At 71.8% G+C, this 21,463-nt stretch carries 19 protein-coding genes; 7 read left to right on the top strand and 12 right to left on the bottom strand.

The annotated features are described in order from the left end of the window. Positions 1-259 precede the first annotated feature (259 nt). The 5 genes from purD (at position 260) to ACH34S_RS31725 (ending at position 7,435) form a co-directional block, all read left to right on the top strand. Positions 260-1,513, top strand: coding sequence for a phosphoribosylamine--glycine ligase (gene purD, locus ACH34S_RS31745; RefSeq protein WP_395956520.1), 1,254 nt, complete (start codon positions 260-262; stop codon positions 1,511-1,513). A gap of 52 nt (positions 1,514-1,565) precedes the next feature. Continuing rightward, a complete protein-coding gene (purB, locus tag ACH34S_RS31740; RefSeq protein WP_395956519.1) occupies positions 1,566-2,876 on the top strand; it encodes an adenylosuccinate lyase in 1,311 nt (436 codons plus the stop codon). A gap of 27 nt (positions 2,877-2,903) precedes the next feature. Continuing rightward, positions 2,904-3,722, top strand: coding sequence for an MOSC domain-containing protein (locus tag ACH34S_RS31735; RefSeq protein ID WP_395956518.1), 819 nt, complete (start codon positions 2,904-2,906; stop codon positions 3,720-3,722). 298 nt (positions 3,723-4,020) lie between these two features. Beyond that, the gene (murA, locus tag ACH34S_RS31730; RefSeq protein WP_395956637.1) at positions 4,021-5,307 is read left to right on the top strand and encodes a UDP-N-acetylglucosamine 1-carboxyvinyltransferase; all 1,287 of its coding nucleotides are present in this window, start codon (positions 4,021-4,023) and stop codon (positions 5,305-5,307) included. Positions 5,308-6,103: 796 nt separating this feature from the next. After that, positions 6,104-7,435, top strand: coding sequence for a transcriptional regulator (locus ACH34S_RS31725; RefSeq protein WP_132173025.1), 1,332 nt, complete (start codon positions 6,104-6,106; stop codon positions 7,433-7,435). A gap of 87 nt (positions 7,436-7,522) precedes the next feature. Here ACH34S_RS31725 and hisC read toward each other — a convergent pair whose 3' ends face one another. The 4 genes from hisC to ACH34S_RS31705 all read right to left on the bottom strand — a co-directional run bounded on the left by hisC (position 7,523) and on the right by ACH34S_RS31705 (position 11,123). Beyond that, positions 7,523-8,602, bottom strand: coding sequence for a histidinol-phosphate transaminase (gene hisC, locus ACH34S_RS31720; protein WP_395956517.1), 1,080 nt, complete (start codon positions 8,600-8,602; stop codon positions 7,523-7,525). Positions 8,603-8,647: 45 nt separating this feature from the next. Next, a complete protein-coding gene (locus tag ACH34S_RS31715; RefSeq protein WP_132173029.1) occupies positions 8,648-8,941 on the bottom strand; it encodes a DUF6401 family natural product biosynthesis protein in 294 nt (97 codons plus the stop codon). Between the two features lie 50 nt (positions 8,942-8,991). Then, a complete protein-coding gene (locus ACH34S_RS31710) occupies positions 8,992-9,681 on the bottom strand; it encodes an NrtR DNA-binding winged helix domain-containing protein (RefSeq protein WP_395956516.1) in 690 nt (229 codons plus the stop codon). Between the two features lie 86 nt (positions 9,682-9,767). Then, on the bottom strand, positions 9,768-11,123 hold the full coding sequence (locus ACH34S_RS31705; protein WP_395956515.1) for a flotillin family protein: 1,356 nt from the start codon (positions 11,121-11,123) through the stop codon (positions 9,768-9,770). A gap of 460 nt (positions 11,124-11,583) precedes the next feature. On the opposite strand from ACH34S_RS31705, the gene ACH34S_RS31700 reads away from it, so the two are divergent. Beyond that, complete coding sequence (locus ACH34S_RS31700; protein WP_395956514.1) at positions 11,584-11,766, top strand: hypothetical protein; 183 nt, start codon at positions 11,584-11,586, stop codon at positions 11,764-11,766. 17 nt (positions 11,767-11,783) lie between these two features. Here the strand turns inward: ACH34S_RS31700 and ACH34S_RS31695 are convergent, their stop codons facing one another. Both ACH34S_RS31695 and ACH34S_RS31690 read right to left on the bottom strand, forming a co-directional pair. After that, on the bottom strand, positions 11,784-12,476 hold the full coding sequence (locus ACH34S_RS31695; protein WP_395956513.1) for a hypothetical protein: 693 nt from the start codon (positions 12,474-12,476) through the stop codon (positions 11,784-11,786). 65 nt (positions 12,477-12,541) lie between these two features. After that, positions 12,542-13,213, bottom strand: a complete 672-nt coding sequence (locus ACH34S_RS31690; protein WP_395956512.1) for a lysophospholipid acyltransferase family protein — start codon at positions 13,211-13,213, stop codon at positions 12,542-12,544. Between the two features lie 409 nt (positions 13,214-13,622). Here ACH34S_RS31690 and ACH34S_RS31685 point away from each other — a divergent pair, with 409 nt between their 5' ends. Beyond that, positions 13,623-13,979, top strand: coding sequence for an STAS domain-containing protein (locus ACH34S_RS31685; protein WP_395956511.1), 357 nt, complete (start codon positions 13,623-13,625; stop codon positions 13,977-13,979). Between the two features lie 7 nt (positions 13,980-13,986). Here the strand turns inward: ACH34S_RS31685 and ACH34S_RS31680 are convergent, their stop codons facing one another. The 6 genes from ACH34S_RS31680 to ACH34S_RS31655 form a co-directional block, all read right to left on the bottom strand. Then, complete coding sequence (locus ACH34S_RS31680) at positions 13,987-14,814, bottom strand: glutamate ABC transporter substrate-binding protein (protein ID WP_395956510.1); 828 nt, start codon at positions 14,812-14,814, stop codon at positions 13,987-13,989. 11 nt (positions 14,815-14,825) lie between these two features. Then, positions 14,826-16,295 carry a hypothetical protein gene (locus ACH34S_RS31675; protein WP_395956509.1) on the bottom strand — a complete coding sequence of 490 codons (1,470 nt, stop codon included), beginning with the start codon at positions 16,293-16,295 and terminating at the stop codon, positions 14,826-14,828. 92 nt (positions 16,296-16,387) lie between these two features. Then, entirely contained in the window at positions 16,388-17,029 is a 642-nt protein-coding gene (locus tag ACH34S_RS31670) for an FHA domain-containing protein (protein WP_395956508.1), read from the bottom strand. Positions 17,030-17,033: 4 nt separating this feature from the next. Continuing rightward, a complete protein-coding gene (locus ACH34S_RS31665; RefSeq protein ID WP_395956507.1) occupies positions 17,034-18,365 on the bottom strand; it encodes a VWA domain-containing protein in 1,332 nt (443 codons plus the stop codon). Then, positions 18,362-19,357, bottom strand: coding sequence for a protein phosphatase 2C domain-containing protein (locus tag ACH34S_RS31660; RefSeq protein ID WP_395956506.1), 996 nt, complete (start codon positions 19,355-19,357; stop codon positions 18,362-18,364). Before ACH34S_RS31660 ends, ACH34S_RS31665 begins: the two co-directional genes overlap by 4 nt. A gap of 2 nt (positions 19,358-19,359) precedes the next feature. Then, positions 19,360-21,423 carry a tetratricopeptide repeat protein gene (locus ACH34S_RS31655; protein WP_395956636.1) on the bottom strand — a complete coding sequence of 688 codons (2,064 nt, stop codon included), beginning with the start codon at positions 21,421-21,423 and terminating at the stop codon, positions 19,360-19,362. Between the last annotated feature and the right edge of the window lie 40 nt (positions 21,424-21,463).

Genomic DNA, 21,463 nt, shown 5'->3' with positions numbered 1-21,463 from the left:
AGGGGAGCGCGCGGGAACGGTGGCCGGACGCCGGATGAAGGCGGACGGTCGGACAGTCCTGCCCGGACTGTGAGGGTTTTCCGGCGAACTGCAAGGATCACCAGGACTCATCCCGACCACCTCCTTTCACCCGTCTCACGGCATGCGGTAAAGCCTGTGGAAGCCTACCAGCCGACATTTAGGACGCCGCCCGTGTCCGCGAGGTTCACAAGCCCCGGTGTGACGGCGGCCTCAACCCGTGCAAGTAGGCTCACGTGGCGTGCGAGTACTCGTCCTTGGATCGGGTGGCCGCGAGCATGCGCTCGCCCGCGCCCTGCACCGCGACCCCGTCGTCACCGCCCTCCACTGCGCCCCGGGCAATCCGGGCACGGCCGCGATCGCGGACAACCATCAGCTCGATCCGGCCGATCCGACTGCGGTGACGGAGCTGGCGGAGCGGCTGCGGGTCGATCTGGTGGTGGTCGGGCCGGAGGCGGTGCTGGTGGCGGGCGTCGGCGACGCCCTGCGGAGGGCCGCGATCCCCTGTTTCGGGCCGGATCGGGCCGCGGCGCGGATCGAGGCGTCCAAGGCGTTCGCGAAGGAGATCATGGCGGAGGCGGGCGTGCCGACCGCCGACTCGCGGGTGTGCGACACGTCCACGCAGGTGGAGGAGGCGCTCGACGCGTTCGGCCCGCCCTACGTGGTGAAGGACGACGGGCTCGCGGCGGGCAAGGGCGTCGTCGTCACCGGGGACCGCGCGGCCGCGTCGCGCCATGCCGCCGGGTGTGAGCGCGTGGTCATCGAAGAGTTTCTGGACGGTCCCGAGGTCTCCCTGTTCGCGCTGTGCGACGGGGAGCACGCCGTCCCGCTGCTGCCCGCGCAGGACTTCAAGCGCGCCTACGACGGCGACGAGGGCCCCAACACGGGCGGGATGGGCGCGTACACGCCGCTTCCGTGGGCGCCGCCGGAACTCGTGGAGGAGGTCATGGCGCGGGTCGTCCAGCCCGCCGTGGACGAGCTGCGCCGCCGCGAGACCCCGTACGTGGGCGTGCTGTACGCGGGGTTGTCGCTGACGTCGAAGGGCGTCCAGGTGGTGGAGTTCAACGCGCGGTTCGGCGATCCGGAGACGCAGGTCGTCCTGGACAGGCTGGCGACCCCGATCGGGAAGCTGCTGCAGGCGTGCGCGATCGGCGGCCTCGACCCGGCGTTCCGGCCCGAGTGGTATCCGGGCGCGGCGGTCACGGTCGTGGTGGCGGCCGAGGGGTATCCGGAAGCGCCGGTGAAGGGCGACGAGATCGCCGGCCTGGACGAGGCCGCCGCGGTCGAGGGCGCGTACGTGCTGCACGCGGGCACGAAGCTCGACGCGGACGGGCGGCTCGTCGCGTCCGGCGGGCGGGTCCTCAACGTGGTCGGTACCGGCGCCGACCTGGGCGCGGCCCGCGGCGCCGCCTACGAGGCGGTCTCGAAGATCAGCCTGCGCGGCTCGCACCACCGCTCGGACATCGCGCTCAAGGCGATCCAGACCAGGGCCTGAAACCCCGCGACCCGGGCGAGCGGCGGGCCCGCCGGCCTGGGACAATCATCGGGTGATCGAACGGTACACGCTTCCGGAAATGGGACGCGTCTGGAGTGACGCGCACAAGTACGAGCTGTGGTGCCGGGTCGAGACCCTGGTGGTCGAGGCCCACGCCGAGGCCGGCACGATCCCGCCGGAGGTGGTCGAGCCGGTCCGGAACGCGCCGCCGCCGACGCCCGAGGCGGTGCACGCGATCGAGGCGGTCACGCAGCACGACGTGATCGCGTTCCTGTCGGCGTGGGCGGACAACACCGAGCCGCGCGAGGCGGCCCGGTACGTCCACTTCGGGATGACGTCGTCCGACCTGCTGGACACGGCGCTGGCGCTGCAGCTCGTCGAGGCGACCGACATCCTGCTCGACAAGGCCGACAAGCTCGTCGTGACCCTGCGCGACCACGCGGTCGGGCACATGAGGACGCTGCGGGTCGGGCGCACGCACGGCATCCACGGCGAGCCCGACGTGTGGGGCCACCGCGTCGCCGACTTCGCGTTCGCCATGGCCCGCTCCCGCGACCGGCTGCGGCGCGCCCGCGAGGCCGTCGGGGTGATGGCGATCTCCGGCGCGGTCGGGACGTACTCCAACATCGACCCGGCCGTCGAGCTGCACGTCTCGCGCAAGCTCGGCCTCCGGTCCGCGGACGTGTCGACGCAGGTCGTCATGCGCGACGGCATCGGCGAGTGGGTGTCGACGCTGGCGATCATGGCGACGGTGTGCGAGGCGATCGCGCTGGAGGTGCGGCACGGGCAGCGCACCGAGGTCCGCGAGCTGTGGGAGCCGTTCGGGAAGGGCCAGAAGGGCTCGTCGGCGATGCCGCACAAGAAGAACCCGATCATCTCCGAGCGGCTCGCCGGGATGGCGCGGATCGTGCGGGCGCAGGTCGTCCCGGTCCTGGAGGGCATCCCGCTGTGGCACGAGCGGGACATCTCGCACTCGTCCACGGAGCGGATCGCGCTGCCGGACGCGTCCATCGCCCTCGACTACATGCTGAACCTGACGAACCGCCTCATGTCCGGACTCGTCGTGGACGAGGCGCGGATGAAGGCGAACCTCGAATCGACCGGCGGGCTCATCTACACCTCGACCGTCCTGCTTGAGCTGGTCGAGGCCGGGATGTCGCGCGACGACGAGGCGTACCCGCTCGTCCAGCGGGCCGCGATGGAGACGTGGGAGACCGGCGTCCCGTTCCGCGAGACGCTGCGCAGGCACGCCGCCCAGGCGGGCCTGAAGCTGGACGAGGCGCGCCTGGACGAGGTGTGCCGCCCCGAACGTTTCGTCGAGCGCCTCGCCCCCGTCTTCCGGCGCGTGGCCGCGCTCCGCTGACCGACCCCAGCCCCACCGGGAGGGACCTTGACGGCGACGCTCGTCGAACTGAACGCCTACCCGCTCAAGGGCGGCGGCGGAACCGCGCTGCGCACCGCGGAACTGTGCACCAGGGGCCTGCCGTTCGATCGTGAGTTCATGCTCGTCACGCCCGAGGGCCGTTTCCTGTCCCAGCGGGATCTGGCGGGGATGGCGCTGCTGCGTCCGTCCTTCGACGGCGAGATCCTCACGGTGAATGCGCCGGGCGCCGCCTCGCCGCTCGCCATCAAGGCGCTGGAGAGTGGCGAAGTCCTGGACGTGACCGTCCACCGGAAGGAATGCCAGGGCGTCGACCAGGGCGAGGAGGCGGCGGCATGGTTCGCCTCCGTCCTCGGCCACGAGTGCAGGCTGGTGCGCTTCACCGGGCACCGGCCGACCCGCCATGGCGGCGGCGAGGTCATGTTCGCCGACGGCTACCCGCTGCTGCTCATCTCCGCCGAGTCCCTCGCCGACCTCAACGCGCGCCTGGACGAGCCGCTCCCCATGAACCGGTTCCGTCCGAGCCTGGTCATCGAGGGGCTCGGCGCGTTCGGCGAGGACGGCGCGCGGCTGCTGCGCATCGGCGAGACGGTCATCGAGGCCGTCCGGCCGTGCAGCCGCTGCCTCGTCACCACCACCGACCAGGAGACCGGCGAGCGAGGCCGCGAGCCGCTGCGGACGCTCGCCACCTACCGCACCCGTGACCGCGGTATCCAGTTCGGCCAGAACTGCGTGCCCCGCCGTCTCGGCACCCTCACCCTCGGCGACCCGGTCGAGGTCCTGGAATCCGTCGACGACCTGGAGACCGCCGGCGTTCCACCAGTCTGATCACGGCTTTTGCTTCGTCGCGATCGGGGAAGACTGAACTTTCCCAGCCTCGTCGGCATCCCAAGGGACAGACTGAACACTTTCCTCCGGCCGGGGCACAACGGGATGAGCTACGCGGGCCGGCCGAGGAGGAAAGTGTTCACCTGACGCCGACGAGGCAGGGCCGGGCACGACACATCCGGCCCGATGGTTTACTGGGGTCGCGTTGGCGCAGAGGGGGGACCGTTCGGCGCGCTCGGCCCTCGTGCTCCCACTTGCAGGCACTATCCGCACCGAGAAGGAGTAAGGCGGCATGAGCATGGGCCACGAGGTTCGTTATCGCGTGCGCGGTGGGCAGCGGCTGCACGGCACCGTATTCGTCCAGGGCGCCAAGAACGCCGTACTGCCGATGATCGGCGCCTCGCTGATGGCCTCCAAGGGCCGCACCGTCCTGCGCAACGTCCCGATCATCGAGGACGTCCGGCGCGCCGTGGAGCTCGCGCGGGCCGTGGGGGCGAAGGCCGAGCTGCACGAGACCGAGCGCACGCTGGTGATCGACGCGTCGTCGCTGAGCAGCCCGGTGCTGCCCGCCGACATCGCGTCCCGGTTCCGCGGCTCGTTCCTGTTCGTCCCGGCGCTGCTGCACCGGCTCGGCGAGGCGGTCATCGAGGGCGTCGGCGGCTGCAACCTCGGGAGCCGCAACCTCGACTTCCACTACAACGGCTTCAAGCGGATGGGCGCCACGGTCACCGAGCACGTGGCCGACAACGGCGACGGCATCATCCACATCAAGGCCGGCGACCTGCGCGGCGGGACGCTCTACTGCGACACCCCCTCGCACACCGGCACCGAGAACCTGATCATGGCGGCGGCGCTGGCCCGCGGCACCACGCTGATCAAGAACGCGGCGCTGGAGCCCGAGGTGCTCGACAACATCGCGATCCTCCAGGCGATGGGCGCCAAGATCAGCGGCGGCGGCACCGGGTTCGTCACCGTCGAGGGCGTGGACGAGCTGACCGCCGTCGAGCACACCGTGATGCCCGACCGGATCGACGCGGGCGTGTTCGTGATGGCCGCCGCGATCACCGGCGGCGAGCTGAACCTGGTCGGCGCCTCGCTGGAGCACCTCGGCGTCGCGGCCGACAAGCTGGAGCAGATGGGCGTGGAGTTCCACCAGCAGGGCGCGGTGCTGCAGGTCCGCCGCGACCGGACGCTCCGCCCGATCAACGTCATCACCGACGAGTACCCGGGCTTCGCCACCGACCTGCAGTCGCCGATGATGGCGCTGTCCTGCCTCGCCGAGGGGCCGTCCTACATCTACGAGCGGATCTTCGACGGCCGGTTCAAGCTGGCCGACGAGCTCGGCAAGATGGGCGCCGACATCGAGGTGGACGGCAACCGCGCCAAGGTGAACGGCCCGCGCGGCCTGCGCGGCGCCGAGGTCGAGGCCCATGACCTGCGCTGCGGCAGCGCCCTCGTCCTCGCCGGGCTCGCCGCCGAGGGCGAGACGACGATCACCGCCGCCTACTACCTCGACCGCGGCCACGCGCACACCGCCGAGCGCCTGTCCCAGCTCGGCGCCGAGATCGTCCGCGAGGCCGACTAGCCGCCGGGCGGGCGCGGCGGTCCGGGGCGGGCATGGCGGCCCCCGGCGGCCGTGCGCCCGAGGCGCTTCTGGGCGCGGGACGGCGAATCGGCCGAATGTGGCCCCGTCCTGACCAACTCGGGAGTAGCACCTGACGGATCGTGTAACGGCGGGCCGGGAAATTGTTCAGCAGCGCGTGATCATCTGATCACGTATCGCGGTTGGAACATCTCCCAGGCCCGCCGGTTCGCGTCTCACTGAGCTGGGAAGAGGCAAGGTGGAACGGTCCTGTTCGGACGGGCCGTAACGCGGTAGAAAATCACCGACCCCGCTGATCGGCCCGGCCGTAACGGATCACTCGTCTTTCCGGCCCGGTCGGCATCGGGACGGACGGGTTTCGGCCCCGCGTAAACCAAACCGGCGCCTTGCGGGTCTTCACAGTGCGCAACAGCGCCAGAAGGGTCGTCCGCGGCTGATTTCGGGTCTTGTTTTTCGACTTCGGACGACCCAAGATGCAGGATCATGACTGGCCGAATGGTGACAAATTACTGACTAGGGGGTCGCGTAGGTTACTTTTTCGCAGCACTCTTGATTCGATTTCGGGTCTGAGCGTCACACAACGGTGCCCTGACCCGATCTGCCCTCAAGGGCCCCTCCGCCTAACGGTGGTGGGTGGGGCTGGAGGGACGGCCAAGCGGTGCTGGGTCAGAAGGCAGGGGCTACATGCCATGAGTCAACGGTTGGGCGGAGCGTGCGCGAACGCGTGGTCGGGGCCGGACCCCCGCCGAGAGGATGGACCGGAAGCGAGCGATCATCGATGACGGCCGCACGAACGGGGTCGGTCACCCCCGACCTCACGATCGGCGTCGTGGGCCCCCATGACCTGGTCGAAAGGGTCATGCTGATGGGCCACGGCCCCACGCCGGTACCAAGCCGGCTGGTGGCCGCCGCCTACCGAGACGAGCAGGAGGCCGCCGACAAGGTCGTGCGGCTGGGATCGGGCGTGGACGTGTGCTTGTTCGCAAGTCCCGTCCCCTACGACTTCGCACGAAAAGCGGGCGTGCTCACCATGCCCGCCACCTACGTCCCGCTGAACGGCGCCGCGCTCCAGGGCGCATTACTGCGGGCCTCCCTCGACGAGCGCTTCGACCCGTCCAGGGTGAGCATCGACGTGCTCGGCCGGGCCGAGGTCGAGGAGGCGTACTCCGAGATCAGCCTCGGCACCGAGCAGGTCCACCTGCGCGAGGAGGCCGCCGGGCCCGGCACGCTCGCCGCGTTCCACGAGCGGCTGTGGCGGCGCGGCGCGACGACCGTCGCGATGACCTGCGTGCACGCCACCGCGGAACGGATGGAGATGGCGGGCGTCCCGACCATTCGCGTCCGTCCCACCGGGGCCGCGATCCGCAGCTCCCTGCAGACCGCCGCGCTGCTCGGCGCGCACCACCGCCTGGAGGAGTCCCAGCTCGTCGTCGTGCTGGTGGACGTCCCGACCCTCCGCGAGACGCCCCGCCGCGTCACCCCGCGCTACTGGCGTGACGAGCTGAAACTCGCCCTCCACCGCGTCCTCCTCCAGGAGGCGCACCGGATGAACGCGTCCGTGTGGCCGCTGGACGATCACAGTTACCTCGTCATCGCGACCCGCGGCTCCGTCACCGCGTCCACCGAGGGCTTCCGCACGCCTCCGTTCGTCGAACGGGTCCGCGAGGAGCTCGGCCTCGCCATCGAGGTCGGCATCGGCATGGGCCGCACCGCCCACGAGGCCGAGAACCACGCCCGCGCCGCCCTCGCCCGCTCCCAGAGCTCCCAGCGCGCCCAGGGCTTCGCCCTGGACCGCGACGGCCGGGCCCTCGTCCCGGCGCCCCGCACCCCGCCGCGCACGCAGCCGCAGGCCAAGCCCAAGGGGCTGGAGATCCTCGCGCGCCTGGCCGACAAGCTCGGCGACCAGGAGCAGCCGCTGATCGTCGACGCGGAGAACGCCGGCAAGATGCTCGGCGTCACCCCGCGCACCGCCCGCCGCCTCCTGCGCACCCTGGTCGAAGAGGGCCTCGCCTGGCCGCTGCCGCCGAACCGGACGCCGCAGCCCGGCCGTCCGCGCCAGCTCTACCGCCTGATCGTCGAGAAGCTCGGCCCCACGGCCAAGACAAGCTGACGAGGGCGACGCGGCAGGCCCCCGGACGCGACACGCGCGTCCGGGGGCCTGTCAACCGCTCAGATGCCCGCGCTCAGGTGCCGACGTTCAGTTGCGGTGCGGGAAGGACTTGGCGACCGCGAGGAACGCGTCGTTCTCCTCGGGCGATCCGATCGAGACGCGGGCGCCCTCCCCGGCGAACGGCCGGACGCTGATCCCCTGCGCGTCGCAGGCCTCGGAGAACTCCATCGTCCGGGGGCCGAGGCGCAGCCAGACGAAGTTGGCCTCGGTCTGCGGGACCGTCCAGCCGTCGGCGATCAGCGCGTCCCGGACGCGGTCGCGCTCCTTCACCGTCCCCTCGACGCGCTCCAGCAGCTCGTCAGTGGCCGCCAGGGACGCGATGCCCGCGGCCTGCGCGACCGAGTTCACGCTGAACGGCAGGAACGTCTTGCGGATCGCCCCGGCCACCAGCGGGTGCGCGACGAGGAAGCCGATACGGAGCCCGGCGAGCCCGTAGGCCTTGGAGAACGTCCGCAGGATCGCGAGGTTCGGGCGGTCGCCGTAGAGGGTGAGGCCGTCGGGGACGCCGTCGTCGCGGACGTACTCGCGGTACGCCTCGTCCAGCACGACCAGGCAGTCGGACGGGACGCGGTCCAGGAACGCCTCGATCTCGGCCTTCCGGACGATCGTGCCCGTCGGGTTGTTCGGGTTGCACAGGAAGATCAGCCGCGTCCGGCTGGTGATCGCGGCGGCCATCGCGGTCAGGTCGTGCGCCTCGTCCCGCAGCGGCACCTGCACGGCCGTCGCGCCCGACAGCGACACCAGCAGCGGGTAGGCCTCGAACGACCGCCACGCGTACACGACCTCCGCGCCCGGCTCGGCGACGGCCTCCAGAAGCATCTGCGTCATGCCCACCGAGCCGCAGCCGACCGCCACATGGTCGGCGGGGACGCCGCAGAACTTCGCGATCTCCTCGGTCAGCGCGGTCGCGTTGTTGTCCGGGTACCGGTTGACGTTCCGCGCCGCCTCGCCGATCGCGTCCACGACCGACGGGAGCGGGCCGTGCGGCGACTCGTTCGACGACAGCTTGAACGAGCGGCCCTCGGGCGACACCACGACCTTGCCGGGCTTGTAGGCCACGAACCGGTCGAGGACGGAGCGGAAGCGCGGAGTGGTTGCCTCGGACACCGTTGTCCTCCAGTTTGCAGATGCTCAGGGGTGATGATCCCCAGCCTACGCAGCGTCCCGCATCATCCAGCAGACCGCCACAATCCGGACGAACTCCCAGTCGCGGGTATCGTCCGGCCACCAGCCGCGGTTGAACGCGTCCTCGGCGAAATCATGCAGGTAGCCCATCAGCTCGTCCTCGCCGGGCGGCTCGCCCGGCGCGCCGAGTTCCTCCCGCAGGCCCGCCACATGCTGATCGACGGCCGCCGCCAGTCCCGGCGACCCGGCCATCTCGGCGACACCGGCGTCCCCGATGTCCCGCACGAGCAGGCTGAGCATTTCGGACGACTCACCGTTCATAGCCAGCGAAAATAGCAACCTTCCCCCGATGCCCGCGACATCACCCCAGCTCAGGCACCAAGATCGCGGCCCCGGGGCCGGAGCATCGGCGGGCGCAGCTGCTCGGCGTCGCCGCGCCGGTAAAGCCGGGCGGGACGGCCGCCGTCGCGGGTCGTCGTCTGCTCGGTGGGGATGAGGAATCGGTCGGCGCCGGTGACCTTCCGGTGGAAGTTGCGGGGGTCGAGGCTGGTGCCCCAGACGATCTCGTAGACGCGGCGCAGCTCGGCGACGGTAAATTCCGGAGGGCAGAACGCGGCGGCCAGCGACGTGTACTCCAGCTTCGCCCGCGCCCGCTCCATCCCGTCGCACAGGATCCGCCGGTGGTCGAAGGCGGCCCTGTCCTGGTGGACGAGATCGTCCACGGCCGTCCACAGCACCTGCGCACGGCTCGAAGCGGGCAGATCAGGCGCCAGCCCCAGATACGCGACGCTCACTACCCGCTGCCGAGGGTCACGGTCGGGATACCCGTAGGTGGCCAGCTGCTCAAGATGGATGCGAACGTCCGCCAGGCCGGCCCGCTCGGCCATCAACCGCGACGCCGCCGCAGGAAGATCCTCGTCAAGCTGGATGAACCCGCCTGGCAGCGACCACGCGCCGAGGTAGGGATCCCTGTCACGCCGCCACCGCAGGGCGCACAGCCGCTGCTCCCGCACGGTGAGCACGACGAGATCGACGGAGACGGCGAGCCGCGGGACGGACATGCCGGAAGTCTATTGGGGCCTCCGGATCCCCCGATGGAAATGAGAAGGCCCGGCCCGAGGCCGGGCCTTTCACGGAACGCGCGACGTCACTCGTCGTCGTTCTTCTCCTGGGGGGCCTCGACCGGCACCGTCGCGGGGACGACCGGGGCGTGACCGTTCTGCGGATTGCCGTCGGGGACGTTCAGGTTGCCGAGGAGCTGGCGGGCCACGCCGAGTCCGGTGCCGCCGAGCGTGAGCGCCTTGGCGAGCATGTCCTCGATGCCCTGGGCGCCGTTCAGCACGATCATGTTGTCGACGTTGCCGAACACGCCCGCGCCCGCCTCGACGATCTGCGGCCACTGCTCGGCGAGCTGCTGCGCGATGACGGCGTCGGTGTTCTTGGCCAGCGCCTCCGCCCGCGCCTTGATCGCCTCCGCCTCCGCGAGACCCTTCTGGCGCGTCGCGTGGGCTTCGGCCTCACCGCGCAGCCGGGTCGCCTCCGCCTCCCGCTGCGCCCGCAGCTGGATCTCGGTCGCCGCGGCCTGGGCCTGCGCGATGCGCTCCTCGCGCTCCGCCTCGGCCAGCTTGACCTGCTCGTACGCGCGGGCGTCCGCGGGCTTGCGGATCTCGCTCTCCAGCCGCTTCTCGGTCCGCTCGGCCTCCAGCTCGGCGTTGCGGGTCTCCCTGGTGATGACCTCCTGGCGGGCCTGCTGCTCGGCCTGCTTCACCTGGCCGTCGTACTCGGCCTTCTTGATATTGGTGTCGCGGATGACCGCCGCGTTCTCCCGCTCGGTCTCCTGCTCCCGGACGGTCGCCTCCTGGTTGCGCTCGGCCTCGGCGATCCGGGCGGCGGCGGCGACCCGGGCCGCGTGCGGCCGCCCGAGGTTGCGGATGTAGCCGGTCTCGTCGTCGATCTCCTGTATCTGCAGCGAGTCCACGATCAGGCCGAGCTTGCTCATCTCGTCGGCGGCCGACCCGCGGGTCTCCGAGGTGAGCCGCTCCCGGTTGAGGATGAGGTCCTCGACGGTGAGGTTGCCGATGATCGAGCGGAGGTGCCCGGTGAACAGCTCGTGGATGGCGCCGTCCATCGACTTCTGCTGCTCCAGGAACCGGCGCGCCGCGTTGGCGATCGAGACGAAGTCGTCGCCGACCTTGTAGATGACCACGCCGCGGACCTTGACCGGGATGCCCTGCTGCGTCACGCAGTTCACTTCGAGGTTGGATGCCCGGCTGTCCAGGCGCAGCCGCCGGGACGTCTGGAACCCCGGCATGACGGCGGTCCCCTTGCCCGTCACGATCTTGAACCCGAGGCTGTCCACACCGTCGATCGGCTTGGACCGTGCACCGAGCCCCGAGATGATCAGCGCCTCGTTCGGCTCCGCGACCCGCCAGACCAGCTTGAACAAGATGATCAGAACAATGAGGGCGACGACGGCTGCGATCGCCACCACGAGCACGGGCATGACGGCCTCCTCTTCGGTTGTGCGCGGCCGGCCCCCGTGATCAGGCACGCCCGCGTTTTCCAGTAGACGCAACGGACGATCGTTCGGTTCGCCCTGGACACGGCCATTGTGGGACAACTCCCCAGAGACCCCTCTCTATCGGGGGGGGCGACCCCCCGAGCCCCCCGGCTGCGCGGCACGGGTCTCCTCGCTCCGGTCGCTGGCGCTCCCTGCGCTGCGGGGACGCGGCGCGCCGGGCATGCCCGCTGCGCTCGCTGGCGCTCGCTCCGCGTGCCTGCCCGCAACCGTCGGCTGAGGTTCAACCTGCCGGGTCGCAGTTCAACCGGCGGGGCCAGTGTCGGACGGGTGCCCTCGCGGTGCATGTGGCGGGGGTTCCGGATAGCGTTCGCTTTACGTTGCGCGGAGAGCGGCTCCGGGCGGGTCGGACCAGGGAGTGTCGTTGATCGGTAAGGAGGGCCGGGTGACCGGCAGGGTCGCTCCCGGGACGGTCGGGGAGGTGATGATCCCGGTCCGCGGCGGGGTCGAGGCGTTCTACGCGCATCCCGTCGATCCGCGTGACGAGATCGGCGTCGGAACGATCGTCGTCGTGGTCGAGTATCACCCGCCGCGCACGGTGTACGTGGCGCCAGCGTTCGGGGGGTAATCGCACCCCCCAATGGACTACGGCAGGATCTTGGCGGCTTGTCTGCGGGAGGCTTGGGCTAGGCGTTCGGCTTCGGCTCTTGTGGCTGTGGGGCCGTGGAGGGTGATCGTGGCCAGGTAGTGGCGGCCGCGGAAGACGACGTACCAGGTGCGGGTGCCGGTGGTGCCGGTCGTGGTGGCCACGCCCACGGTGCGGGAGCCCTCGCCGATCTCGCCCTTCGGGGTCTCGACGACGCGGTGCGTGGCGCGGTGGGTGCCGACCTTGGTGCGGAAGGTCAGGCAGTCGGCGGGGACGCGGGCGTTGACCTGCTTCTCGGCGTCGGCGGCGGGCATGCCCATCAGCGTCTCGGTGACGGTCATGCCCTTCTTGGCGAAGGTGACGAGGGCGGCGGGGACGTCGGGGGCGACGGCACCGCCGGGGCCGGCCGTCCCGCAGCGGGGCTTGTCGAGGACGGTGTCGCGCTGCAGCCTGGCGGCGTTCTGGACGGCCTTGAGCGACCCGTACTCGCCCGAGTCGGGCTCGCCCGCGCGGCGGTAGCCGGGGACGTGGATGAGGAGCGCCTGGGCGAGTTCGGCGGAGGTGTAGCCGACGCCCGCGATCTCGGCGGGGGCGGTGCCGTGGACGGGACGAGCGCGTTCGCCGCCGCCGCTGCACGCGGTGACCGCTGCGGCCGTCGACAGCAGCGCGATCGGGAGGAGCCTGTGCGCCATGGCGGCGACCCTAAGCGCAGAAGGGGCGAGTCGCCGCGGACGACACGCCTTCGGGACGAATCGGGTCAGCCTTGCTCGGCGCGATCGTTGTACTCGGCGGCGTACTCCTGGCCGGACATCTTCTGGATCGTCTCGACGATCTCGTCGGCGATGGCGCGGCGTGCCTTGGCGGGCGCCAGGTCGCGGTAGTGGGAGAAGTCCATCGGCGGACCGATGCGGACGGTGGGGCGCGGGCCGAACACGCGCGGCAGGGACGCGCCGATCGGCTGGATCTTCTCGGTGCCCTCCAGCGCGACGGGCAGCACGCGGGCGCCTGACTCCAGGACGAGCCAGCCGATGCCGGTGCGGCCGCGGTAGAGCCGTCCGTCCGGGGAGCGGGTGCCCTCCGGGTAGATCGCGAACGCGCCGGCGTTCTCCAGCACCTCGGCGGCCTGCTCCAGCGCGCCCATGGCGGCGCGGCGGGCGCCGCGCCGGACGGGCACGTGCCCGAGGTTCGTGAGGAACCAGCGGACGAAGCCCTTCTTGAGCCCGCCGCCCTCGAAGTAGGCGGCCTTGGCGATGTAGGTGACGGGGCGGGGGACGGCGAGGGGGATGATGAAGCTGTCGATGAACGACAGGTGGTTGCTCGCCACGATCAGCGGCCCGTAGCTCGGCACGTTCTCGCCGCCGACGACGCGGGGGCGGAAAAGCAGCCAGAGGATCGGACGCACGACGCGCGTCATGAACGTGTAGAACACCCGGCCCTCCTGAATTCTCCCACCGCCACTGTAACGTCTGCGCCGATCCGTCCCCGAGTCAGCGCCCTGCTTTCAACGTGCGTGCCCGGCCAGGAATTGCCCATCCGCAGGTCAAGCATGCCGCACAGGGCCTTATCCGCCATTCCTTACTATGTAGTAAGTTTCGCTTGAGTAAGTTATTGTGACGTTTCCCGGATGTCCCGGGACGCGGCGGGACGCTCCGGAAGGTCCCGTCGGGTAGTGTCTAGAGCGGGTACCGGGGGTGCCGTCCGGCCGTGTTACGGTCCGGGGCGCCACCGGACGACCTGGTCCTTTTCCCGGGAAGAGCTTGGATTGCGGGCACGGGTGCGCAATCCTGAGGAGTCACCTGAGATGGCCGGGTACCGCCGGAGTGGGGCGTGAGGTGACCATGGACTTCGACATCAACCTGATGCGCGACGACCGCTGCACCCTCGTACGTGTGCACGGGGACATCGACGTGGTATCCCGCACGCGCTTCGAGGAGGCGCTGTTCGAGGTCGTGGACTCCGGTGAGCCCATGGTCGTCGACATGCGCGAGGTCACGTTCTGCGACTCGACGGGCCTGAACGCGATCGTCGCCGCCAACCGCCGCGCCGCCGAGCACGGCTCGGTCGTCGCGCTGGTGGCGCTGCCGCCGCGCGTCCAGCGGGTCTTCCACATCACCGGGATCGACAAGTTCATCCCGATCTACGACACGCTCCGCGAGGCGTTGAGCACGCTCCCATCGAAGACCACCCGATCCTGACCCGGCCTCAGCTGCACCCCTCGAACTGGGGGACGCTGGTGTTCAGCTTGAGGCCCGACTTGCCGAACCACTTGTCCAGCAGGCGCTGGGCCGTGCCGTCCTGGTACATGCGGGTGATGGCGCGGTTGACCTCCTCGCACCCCTTCAGGTCGCCCTTCTTGAGGCCGACGCCGTACTTCTCGTCGGTGAACGGCGCGTTGATCATCCGTCCGGGGCGGCCGGCGGCGAACCCGGCGAGGATCAGGTCGTCGGTGGAGACGGCGTCGAGGCGGCCCGCGGCGAGGGCGTCCATGCAGGCGCCGTAGGTGTTCACGGTGACCGGCTGCGCGGCGACCTTGCGCTCCTCGATGACGCGGCGCCAGGAGTTCGAGCCGGTCACCTCGCAGATCCGCTTGCCCTTCAGGTCCCGCACGTCGTTGATCGCGGCGGCGTCGGCGCGGACGAAGGTGTCCTGGTGGGCGACGTAGTACGGGCCGCCGAAGGTGACCTTCATCTTGCGCTTCGCGGTGATCGAGTACGTCGCGACGATCATGTCGACGGTGCCCTTGGCGAGGGCCTCCTCGCGGACGGAGGAGTTCGTCGTCTTGAACGTCAGGCGGTTCTTCGGGATGCCCAGCCGGCCCGCGATGTAGGTGGCGACGTCGACGTCGAAGCCCTCGTAGGTCCCGTCCGGGCGCTTGACGCCGAGCGCCGGCTGGTCCTCCTTCACGCCGATGACCAGGGACTCCTTGTGGGACATGCTCTCCTTCTCCGAGCCGCCCAGGCCGCAGCCCGAAAGCCCGGCGACGGCGGCCAGCGCCGCGGCGGTCGCGGCGGAGCGGGGGGTGGGGTGCATGTTCGTCTCCTTCAGCGGAACTCGGCCAGCCGGGGACGGACCCCCGCGAAGATCAGCAGGGCGATGACGGCGGCGCCGCCCGCCGGGATCGCCTTCCAGCCGCGCAGGCCGCCGTCCGCGTCCTCGATCTCCCTGTCGAAGACGTCCTGGTGGACGGCCGTCAGCTCGCTCAGCGCCTTGTCGTAGGCGCCGAAGTCGCGGATCGCGCCGGACGTGCGCCCCATCCGCATCTCGATGGCGCCCGCCCGGTTCCCGGCCGCCGCGAGCCGCCGCATCTGCGCGTCGTTGCGCTGGACGGTCCGGTACGCGTCGAGCGTCTTCTTCAGCGCGTCCGCCTCGCGGCCGTGCTCCATGCGGCGTGCCTCGTCCCCGAAGAAGCCGAGGAACGGGACGTCCTTCTGGCCGGGCTTGTAAGGGCCGAGCTTCTGTTCCAGGCCCGCGTAGTAGTTCTCCAGGTTCACGGGCTTGTCGCCGATGTCGGGGTAGATGACCGACAGCGACTTGTCGAGGTAGGTCTGCTCGTAGGTGTCGGCGCGGCCGGGGTCGAGGAGGTAGCGGCTCTCGTCGGCGAACGCGCTGTGGCTGATCGCTCGGGCCCTCCACAACTGCAGGATCGAGTCGAAGCCGTCCTCCTTGGCCTTCTCCATGTGCCCGGCCTGCGTCGTCAGGAGGGCCGCGCCGGCGCAGGTGAGGGCGAGCGCGGCGAGCGTCGCGAGGACCAGCGCCGGGTTGAGGACGCGGCGGAACGTCCGCGTCAGGTAGAGCTGCGTCGCGGCCAGGAACAGCAGGACGATCAGTCCGGTGACGGCGACCCAGGTGCGGCCCGCGAGCACCGCCGAGCGTTTCGTCTCGTACGACTGCCGGACGTGCGCGCCCGTGTCGAGCGTGATGTTGTACGCCTTGGGCAGGAGCTGCGTCCTCATCAGGTCGGTCGCCTGGCGGTAGGCGTCGATGACGTCCGGCGGGAGCTGGCCCGGCGCGTGGGCGGCCTGCTCGTCCAGCTTCATGGCCTGCCCGACGAGGCGCTCGTACTTGCCGAGGCCGTCGAGGACCTCCTGGACGGTGCGGCGCAGGGCCGGGTCGCGTCCGGCGAGCTGCGCGGCCATCACGGCGGCGGCGTCGGCCTCCGCGCGGCGCTGCTCGTAGAGGCGGAGGGACTCGTCGTAGCCGATGCCGAGGCCGTGCTCGCGGCCGATGAGCAGGATGTTGGAGATCTGCGCGTCCATGTCGCTGAGCGCGAAGTACAGCGTGCTGGTCGTGACGACCTGCGGGCCCGCGTCGTGCCCGATCGTCTGGACGGAGTCGCGCGCGTTCCCGATCGCGACGTTCATGACCACCAGCAGCACGAGGATCGCGGCCAGGCACAGGGCGACGTGCGTGCCGATACGGCCGGGGATCGTCCTGAGCCACCGTCCGCGGACGAACGTCGCCAGGCGGCCCTTGCGCGCCGGTGGACCCGAGTCGGTCGGCAGGGGCGGCACGGGCAGCGGCGATGGCGCGGGCGGCCGTGGCGCGGGTGGACGGGGCGCGGGAGGGCCTGGCCGGACCGATGATCTGTGGGGCGGAGTCATCGTCATGGCGGGCCTTCCTGGAGCGTGATGGTCGTCCACGCGCCGACATGGATGCGGTCGCCGGCGGTGACCGGGACCGGCACGTTGACCCCGATCGGGTCCGTCCCGCCGTTCAGCGTGGTGCCGTTCGTCGACCCGGGATCGACCAGGGACCAGGAGCCGCCGGGCCGGGCGAGCAGGACGGCGTGCAGGTGCGAGACGCCGGGGTCCTCGGGCGGGCCGCTCAGATCGATCTCCGGCTCGATCCCGCGGGACGCGCTGCGCCGCCCGATCCGGACCTGCTCGCCGGTCAGCGGGACACGGCGCTCGGGGCAGTACGGCGGGAACGTCAGCGCGGACGCGTCAGGCCCCATCAGCGCGACTACGGAGTCGAAGTAGGCGCGGTCTGCGGTGATCAGCGCCACCGAGCCGGGGGAGGCGGGGGCGTGCGGGCCGCCGCTGGCGCTGCGCTGCGCCGGGACCTGGGGACGGCCAGGGGTACTGTCGCCGACCGCGGCGCGGATGGCCTCCGCGGTGCGGATGGCGGCGAGCTGGGCGGTGTGGAGCGAGCCGGTGTCGAAGTCGTACCCGTCGACCTCGCAGAAGCGGCCGGAGCGGGGCGTGCCGCAGTGCGGGCACTGTGGAGCCGGCTGGGGTTCCGGCATGGTCTCAGCCTCCCCCCTGCTCGCCGCCGTGCCGGGTGCGGACCGTCCGGACGGAGCGGGTGTCGAGCGACATCTCGTCCGCCTTGGACACCTCCCGCTTCAGCCGCACGGTGCCGCTCGCCTGGTCGACGACGTCCACCACCCGGTCCAGCAGGTCGGAGATCTGCTCGTTGCCGACCTCGCGGGCCAGCACCACGGCGCGGCCGAGCCGGGACGTGGCGGTCTCCTCGTCGCCCGCCCGGCGCGCCTCCAGGCCCTGCCGGATGGCGTCGGCGAGCTCGGACTGGCCGGTGTGGTGCGCGACGCGCCCGCTGATCCGCGTCGAGCGGGCCTCGTCGTCGGTCCACTCGGCGAGGACGTTCCCGGACGCGAGCACGCCGTCGCCCGCGAGGAGCTTCACCCACGCGGCCCGCATCTGCCGTCCCACCTCGCCGGGCTCGCCGATCTCGACGCACAGGTGGTACTCGCGGTTCTCCTCGCCCCACGCGCCGAGCGGGTAGTCGCCCGTCTGCGTCCCGGACTCGACCCGGCGGCCGGTGAGATCCTCCACGGCCGGGACCATCTGCTTGACGAACCGGAGCCGCGCCTGCTTCGGCGTCCACACGCGCAGCGACACGTCCGCGATCTCCTTGCTCATCGCGGTGCGGGTCATCGCCAGGAAGTCGGCCTCCAGGTCGGCCGGGTCGGGGACGTCGAGGAACCCGCCCAGCAGCGCCGAGGTGATCTTGCGGAGTTCGGCGACGTCCCAGTCGGTGCCGACGCCGCGCGCGTCGCAGAGGAAGCGGCCCGAGCAGGCGGCCAGGGCGGCGTCAAGCTCCGCGGCGGACTCGTGCTGGTTCTTGCCGTCGGTCAGCAGGATGGCGTGCTTGACGGCCCCTTCGTCGGCACCGTCGTAGCCGGTGAACAGGCGTTCGGCGAGGCGCAGCCAGGACCCGATCGCCGTCCCGCCGGCCGCCTCCAGCCGCTGGACGGCCTGCACCGCGTTCCGCCGGGACGTCTCGTCCGCCGCGACGAGCCGCTCCCCCTGCGGGTAGATCATCCGCGGCCGGTTCGCGCCCGCGACGACGGCGAAGTGGACGCCGTCGCGCAGCACGTTCACCGCCGCCCGCGCCGCCCGTTTCGCCGCGGCCATCTTGCCCCGGTACGACATCGAGCCCGAGGTGTCGATGAGGATGATCTCGGCGGCGGGCGCGCGGCCGCCCTGGTCGTCGCCGCCGGTGCCGTCCCTGGACGAGCGCGCCTCGACGGTCACGATCGCGTGCATCTCGCGTCCACCGGCCGGGAGGTAGGCGTTCTGGTCCACCCGGATCGTGAACTCGGGAACGGCGTCGCTCATCTGCCCGGCTCCCTGCTCGCCGACAATGACGGTGGCCAGGCGATCAGCGCCGCCGTGACGTTGTCGTGCCCGCCCGCGTCGAGCGCCGCCCGCAGCAGCCGCCGCGCCGCGTCGAGGGGCCGGTCGTCGCCGTGGAGGGCCACGGCTGCGAGGTCCGCCGCTTCCGGGAGGTGGTTCCACAGGCCGTCGCTGCAGATCAGGACCATCCCGGGGCCTTCGGGCCGGAACGCCGCGACCTGCGGTTTGACGACGCCCGCGTCCGCGCCGAGCCAGGCCGTCAGCAGGTGCGCGCGGCGGTCGGCCCAGGCGTCGGCCGCGCTCATCTCCCCGCTTTCGATCATCTGCGCGGCCCAGGAGTCGTCGCGCGTCAGGACGAACGAGCCGCTGGACGCCAGCCAGTAGACGCGGCTGTCCCCAACCCATCCAGCGGTGATGCCCGCGTCGTCCACGATGGCGGACGCGAAGGTGCAGGCGGGTGCGCCGTCCGGATCGTCGGGGGTCTCGGTGAGGTCCGCGACGACCTCGGCCGCGCGGTCCGCCGCCGCGCGCGTGGCGGCCTCCGGGTCCATGCCCACCGAGATCCGTCCGGCCAGGACGGACGCCGCCGCCTCCGCCGCAAGCCGCGACGCCTCCGCCGAGCCCGGCGCCGTCGCGACGCCGTCGCACACGACCGCGCATGCCCCGGCGGGCAGCGGGGCGAGCGTGAACGCGTCCTCGTTGCGGCGGCGCCTCAGCCCGAGGTCGCTCACCGCCGCCGCGAATCCGCCCAGCTCGGCCTCGACGTGGTCTCGCTCGCCGGGCCGGCGGAAACCGCACTGGTCGCAGTAGCCGTCCGTCCCGATGGCGCCGTTCCCGCAGTCGGTGCACGTATGGGCCGGGTTCGTCGGGTCGGGGCGGCCGCACCCTTCGCAGAAGCGGTCGCGCTGCCGGACGGGTTCGCCGCAATCGCGGCAGAGGCCGGTACGGGTTCGGGTGTGCTGGTCCGCGTCCATCGTCAGAACAGGGTCCTCGGGCGCACGGCGTTCGCCCGCCTGACCATCACATGCCGGTGTTCCGCGCCGTCGGCGAGCTTCGCGAGGACGCGGTACGTCTGCTCCAGCTTCACGCGCAGGGACGGCTCGTCCAGCCCGGTCCCGAGGATCGGCTGCCGCACCCCGGCCGGGAGCGTCCGCCCGGTGCGGACCCAGGACAGCGCGGCCTCCAGCACCTCGGCGGCGAACGCGGCGGCGCGCTCGGTGTCGAGCCGGAGGGACGCGAGCCGCCGCCCCGCCTCGATCAGCGTCGGGGCGTTCAGGTCGGCCGGACCCCGGCCGCGGACCGCGACGGCCACCGCCGCGAGCTGCGCGGCGAGGTAGTGGCTGGAGACGCGGGGCACCGAGTCCAGGACGCGTTCGGCGGCGGCCCGGTCACCGGTCGCGAGCCGGGTGCGGGCCAGGCCGAACGCGGCGCTCACGTGGGTCGGGTCGGTGCGCCAGACGATCTCGTAGAAGCGGTCGGCCTGCGGGAGCACGCCCATCAGCTCGTAGCAGAACGCGAGCGCCAGCTTGGGCGCCTGCTCGCCGGGCGCGAGGTCGTACAGGTCGTTGAAGACGGCCGACGCGTCCCGGCCGCGCCCGTCTGCGAGGGCGCGGACACCGCGGTACCAGTCGACGCGCCAGTCGTCCGGGTCCTGGGCCGCGAGCTCGTCGAGGAGCCGGTGGGCGCCGGCCAGGTCGCCCAGCTCGATCCGGACCCGGACCAGCGCCAGCCTGACCTCCCGGGACCCCACCGGCGCCGCGCTGAGCGCCGCCGCCAGGTCGCCCGGGTCGCGGGCGGTGAGCCCGGCGAGGAACGCGGCCGCCGGATCGGAGGCGGACACCAGCGGGACGGGCAGCGCGGCCGCCGCGGCGCCCGGCTCCAGCGGGGCGAGGATCGGCGCGGCCGTCGAACCGGAGCCACCGCCTACGCCGCCGCCACCCGGCCCGAGGCCGCCGACGATTTCGGTACCGGCCGTGTGCTGCTCGGGCCCGAACAGCGGCGAGGGGGCCGGACGCGGGCGCCCGTCCTCGGCCGACAAGACCTCCCGCAGGACGCCGGTGAGCTGCTCGGCCATCTCGGCGGCGCTCTGGAACCGGCGGGCCGGGTCCGGGTGCGTGGCGCGGCGCAGCAGCCGGTGGTAGGACTCGTGCCGCTGGAACAGCGGCACCTCCTCGCGGGGCGGCAGGCTGCGCAGATGCCGTCCCGTGTAGCCGCGGAACGGGAAGCTGAGCACGGCGAGCGTCCGGCCCACCGTGTAGAGGTCGGACGTGATCGACGGGCCGCGCGAGCCGATCTCCGGGGCCTGGTAGCCGGGCGTCCCGAAGATCGGGCTCTCGGCGTCGAACGCCCGCCGGACGCCGCCGAGGTCGATCAGCTTGAGCTGCTCCTCCGACTGGATGGCGTTGTCCGGCTTGAAGTCGCAGTACAGCAGCCCGACGCCGTGCAGGTAGCCGAGCGCGCTCAGCACCTCGAGCCCGTAGGCGATGACCTGGCCGAGCGGCAGCGACGTCGCGTCGCCGTGCTCGCGGCGGGCGCTGAGCAGGATGTCCTTCAGCGACCGGCCGCCGACGTACTCCATCACGATGTAGCCGGAGTCGTCGTGCCGGACGAAGTTGTAGATCTTGACGATGTTCGGGTGCTCGACCTCGGCCAGGAACGCCCGCTCGGCCGTCGCGGCGGCCAGCGAGTCGGCGTCGCCGGTGTCGAGCAGCCCCTTCAGGACGACCCACCGCTCGCTGACATTGTGGTCGCGGGCCAGATACACCCAGCCGAGCCCGCCGTGCGCCAGGCAGCCGAGCACCTCGTACTGCCCGCCGATCAGCTCCCCCGCGCGGAGCTTCGGCGTGAACGAGAACGGATGCCCGCAGTTCGCGCAGAACCCCTCCGTGCGGCCCGGACGCCCGTCCCGGCTGCGGCCGACCTTCTCGTCGCACCGGCTGCAGTAGCGCCGGTTCTCCGGGACCTCCGGCTTCTCCATGATCGCCGAAGCCGGGTCGCGGGCCGGGACGGGCGGCACGTCGACCAGCCCGGCCCCGAGCATCCCGCGCCGCGCGGACCCGCCGGACCCCGTCCCGCGCGAT

Origin of the sequence: Actinomadura sp. 3N508, assembly GCF_044326375.1 — a bacterium.
Classification (GTDB): Bacteria; Actinomycetota; Actinomycetes; order Streptosporangiales; family Streptosporangiaceae; genus Spirillospora.
Note: the sequence above shows the minus strand (reverse complement) of the source record. Positions and strands in the feature narration are given on the sequence as shown.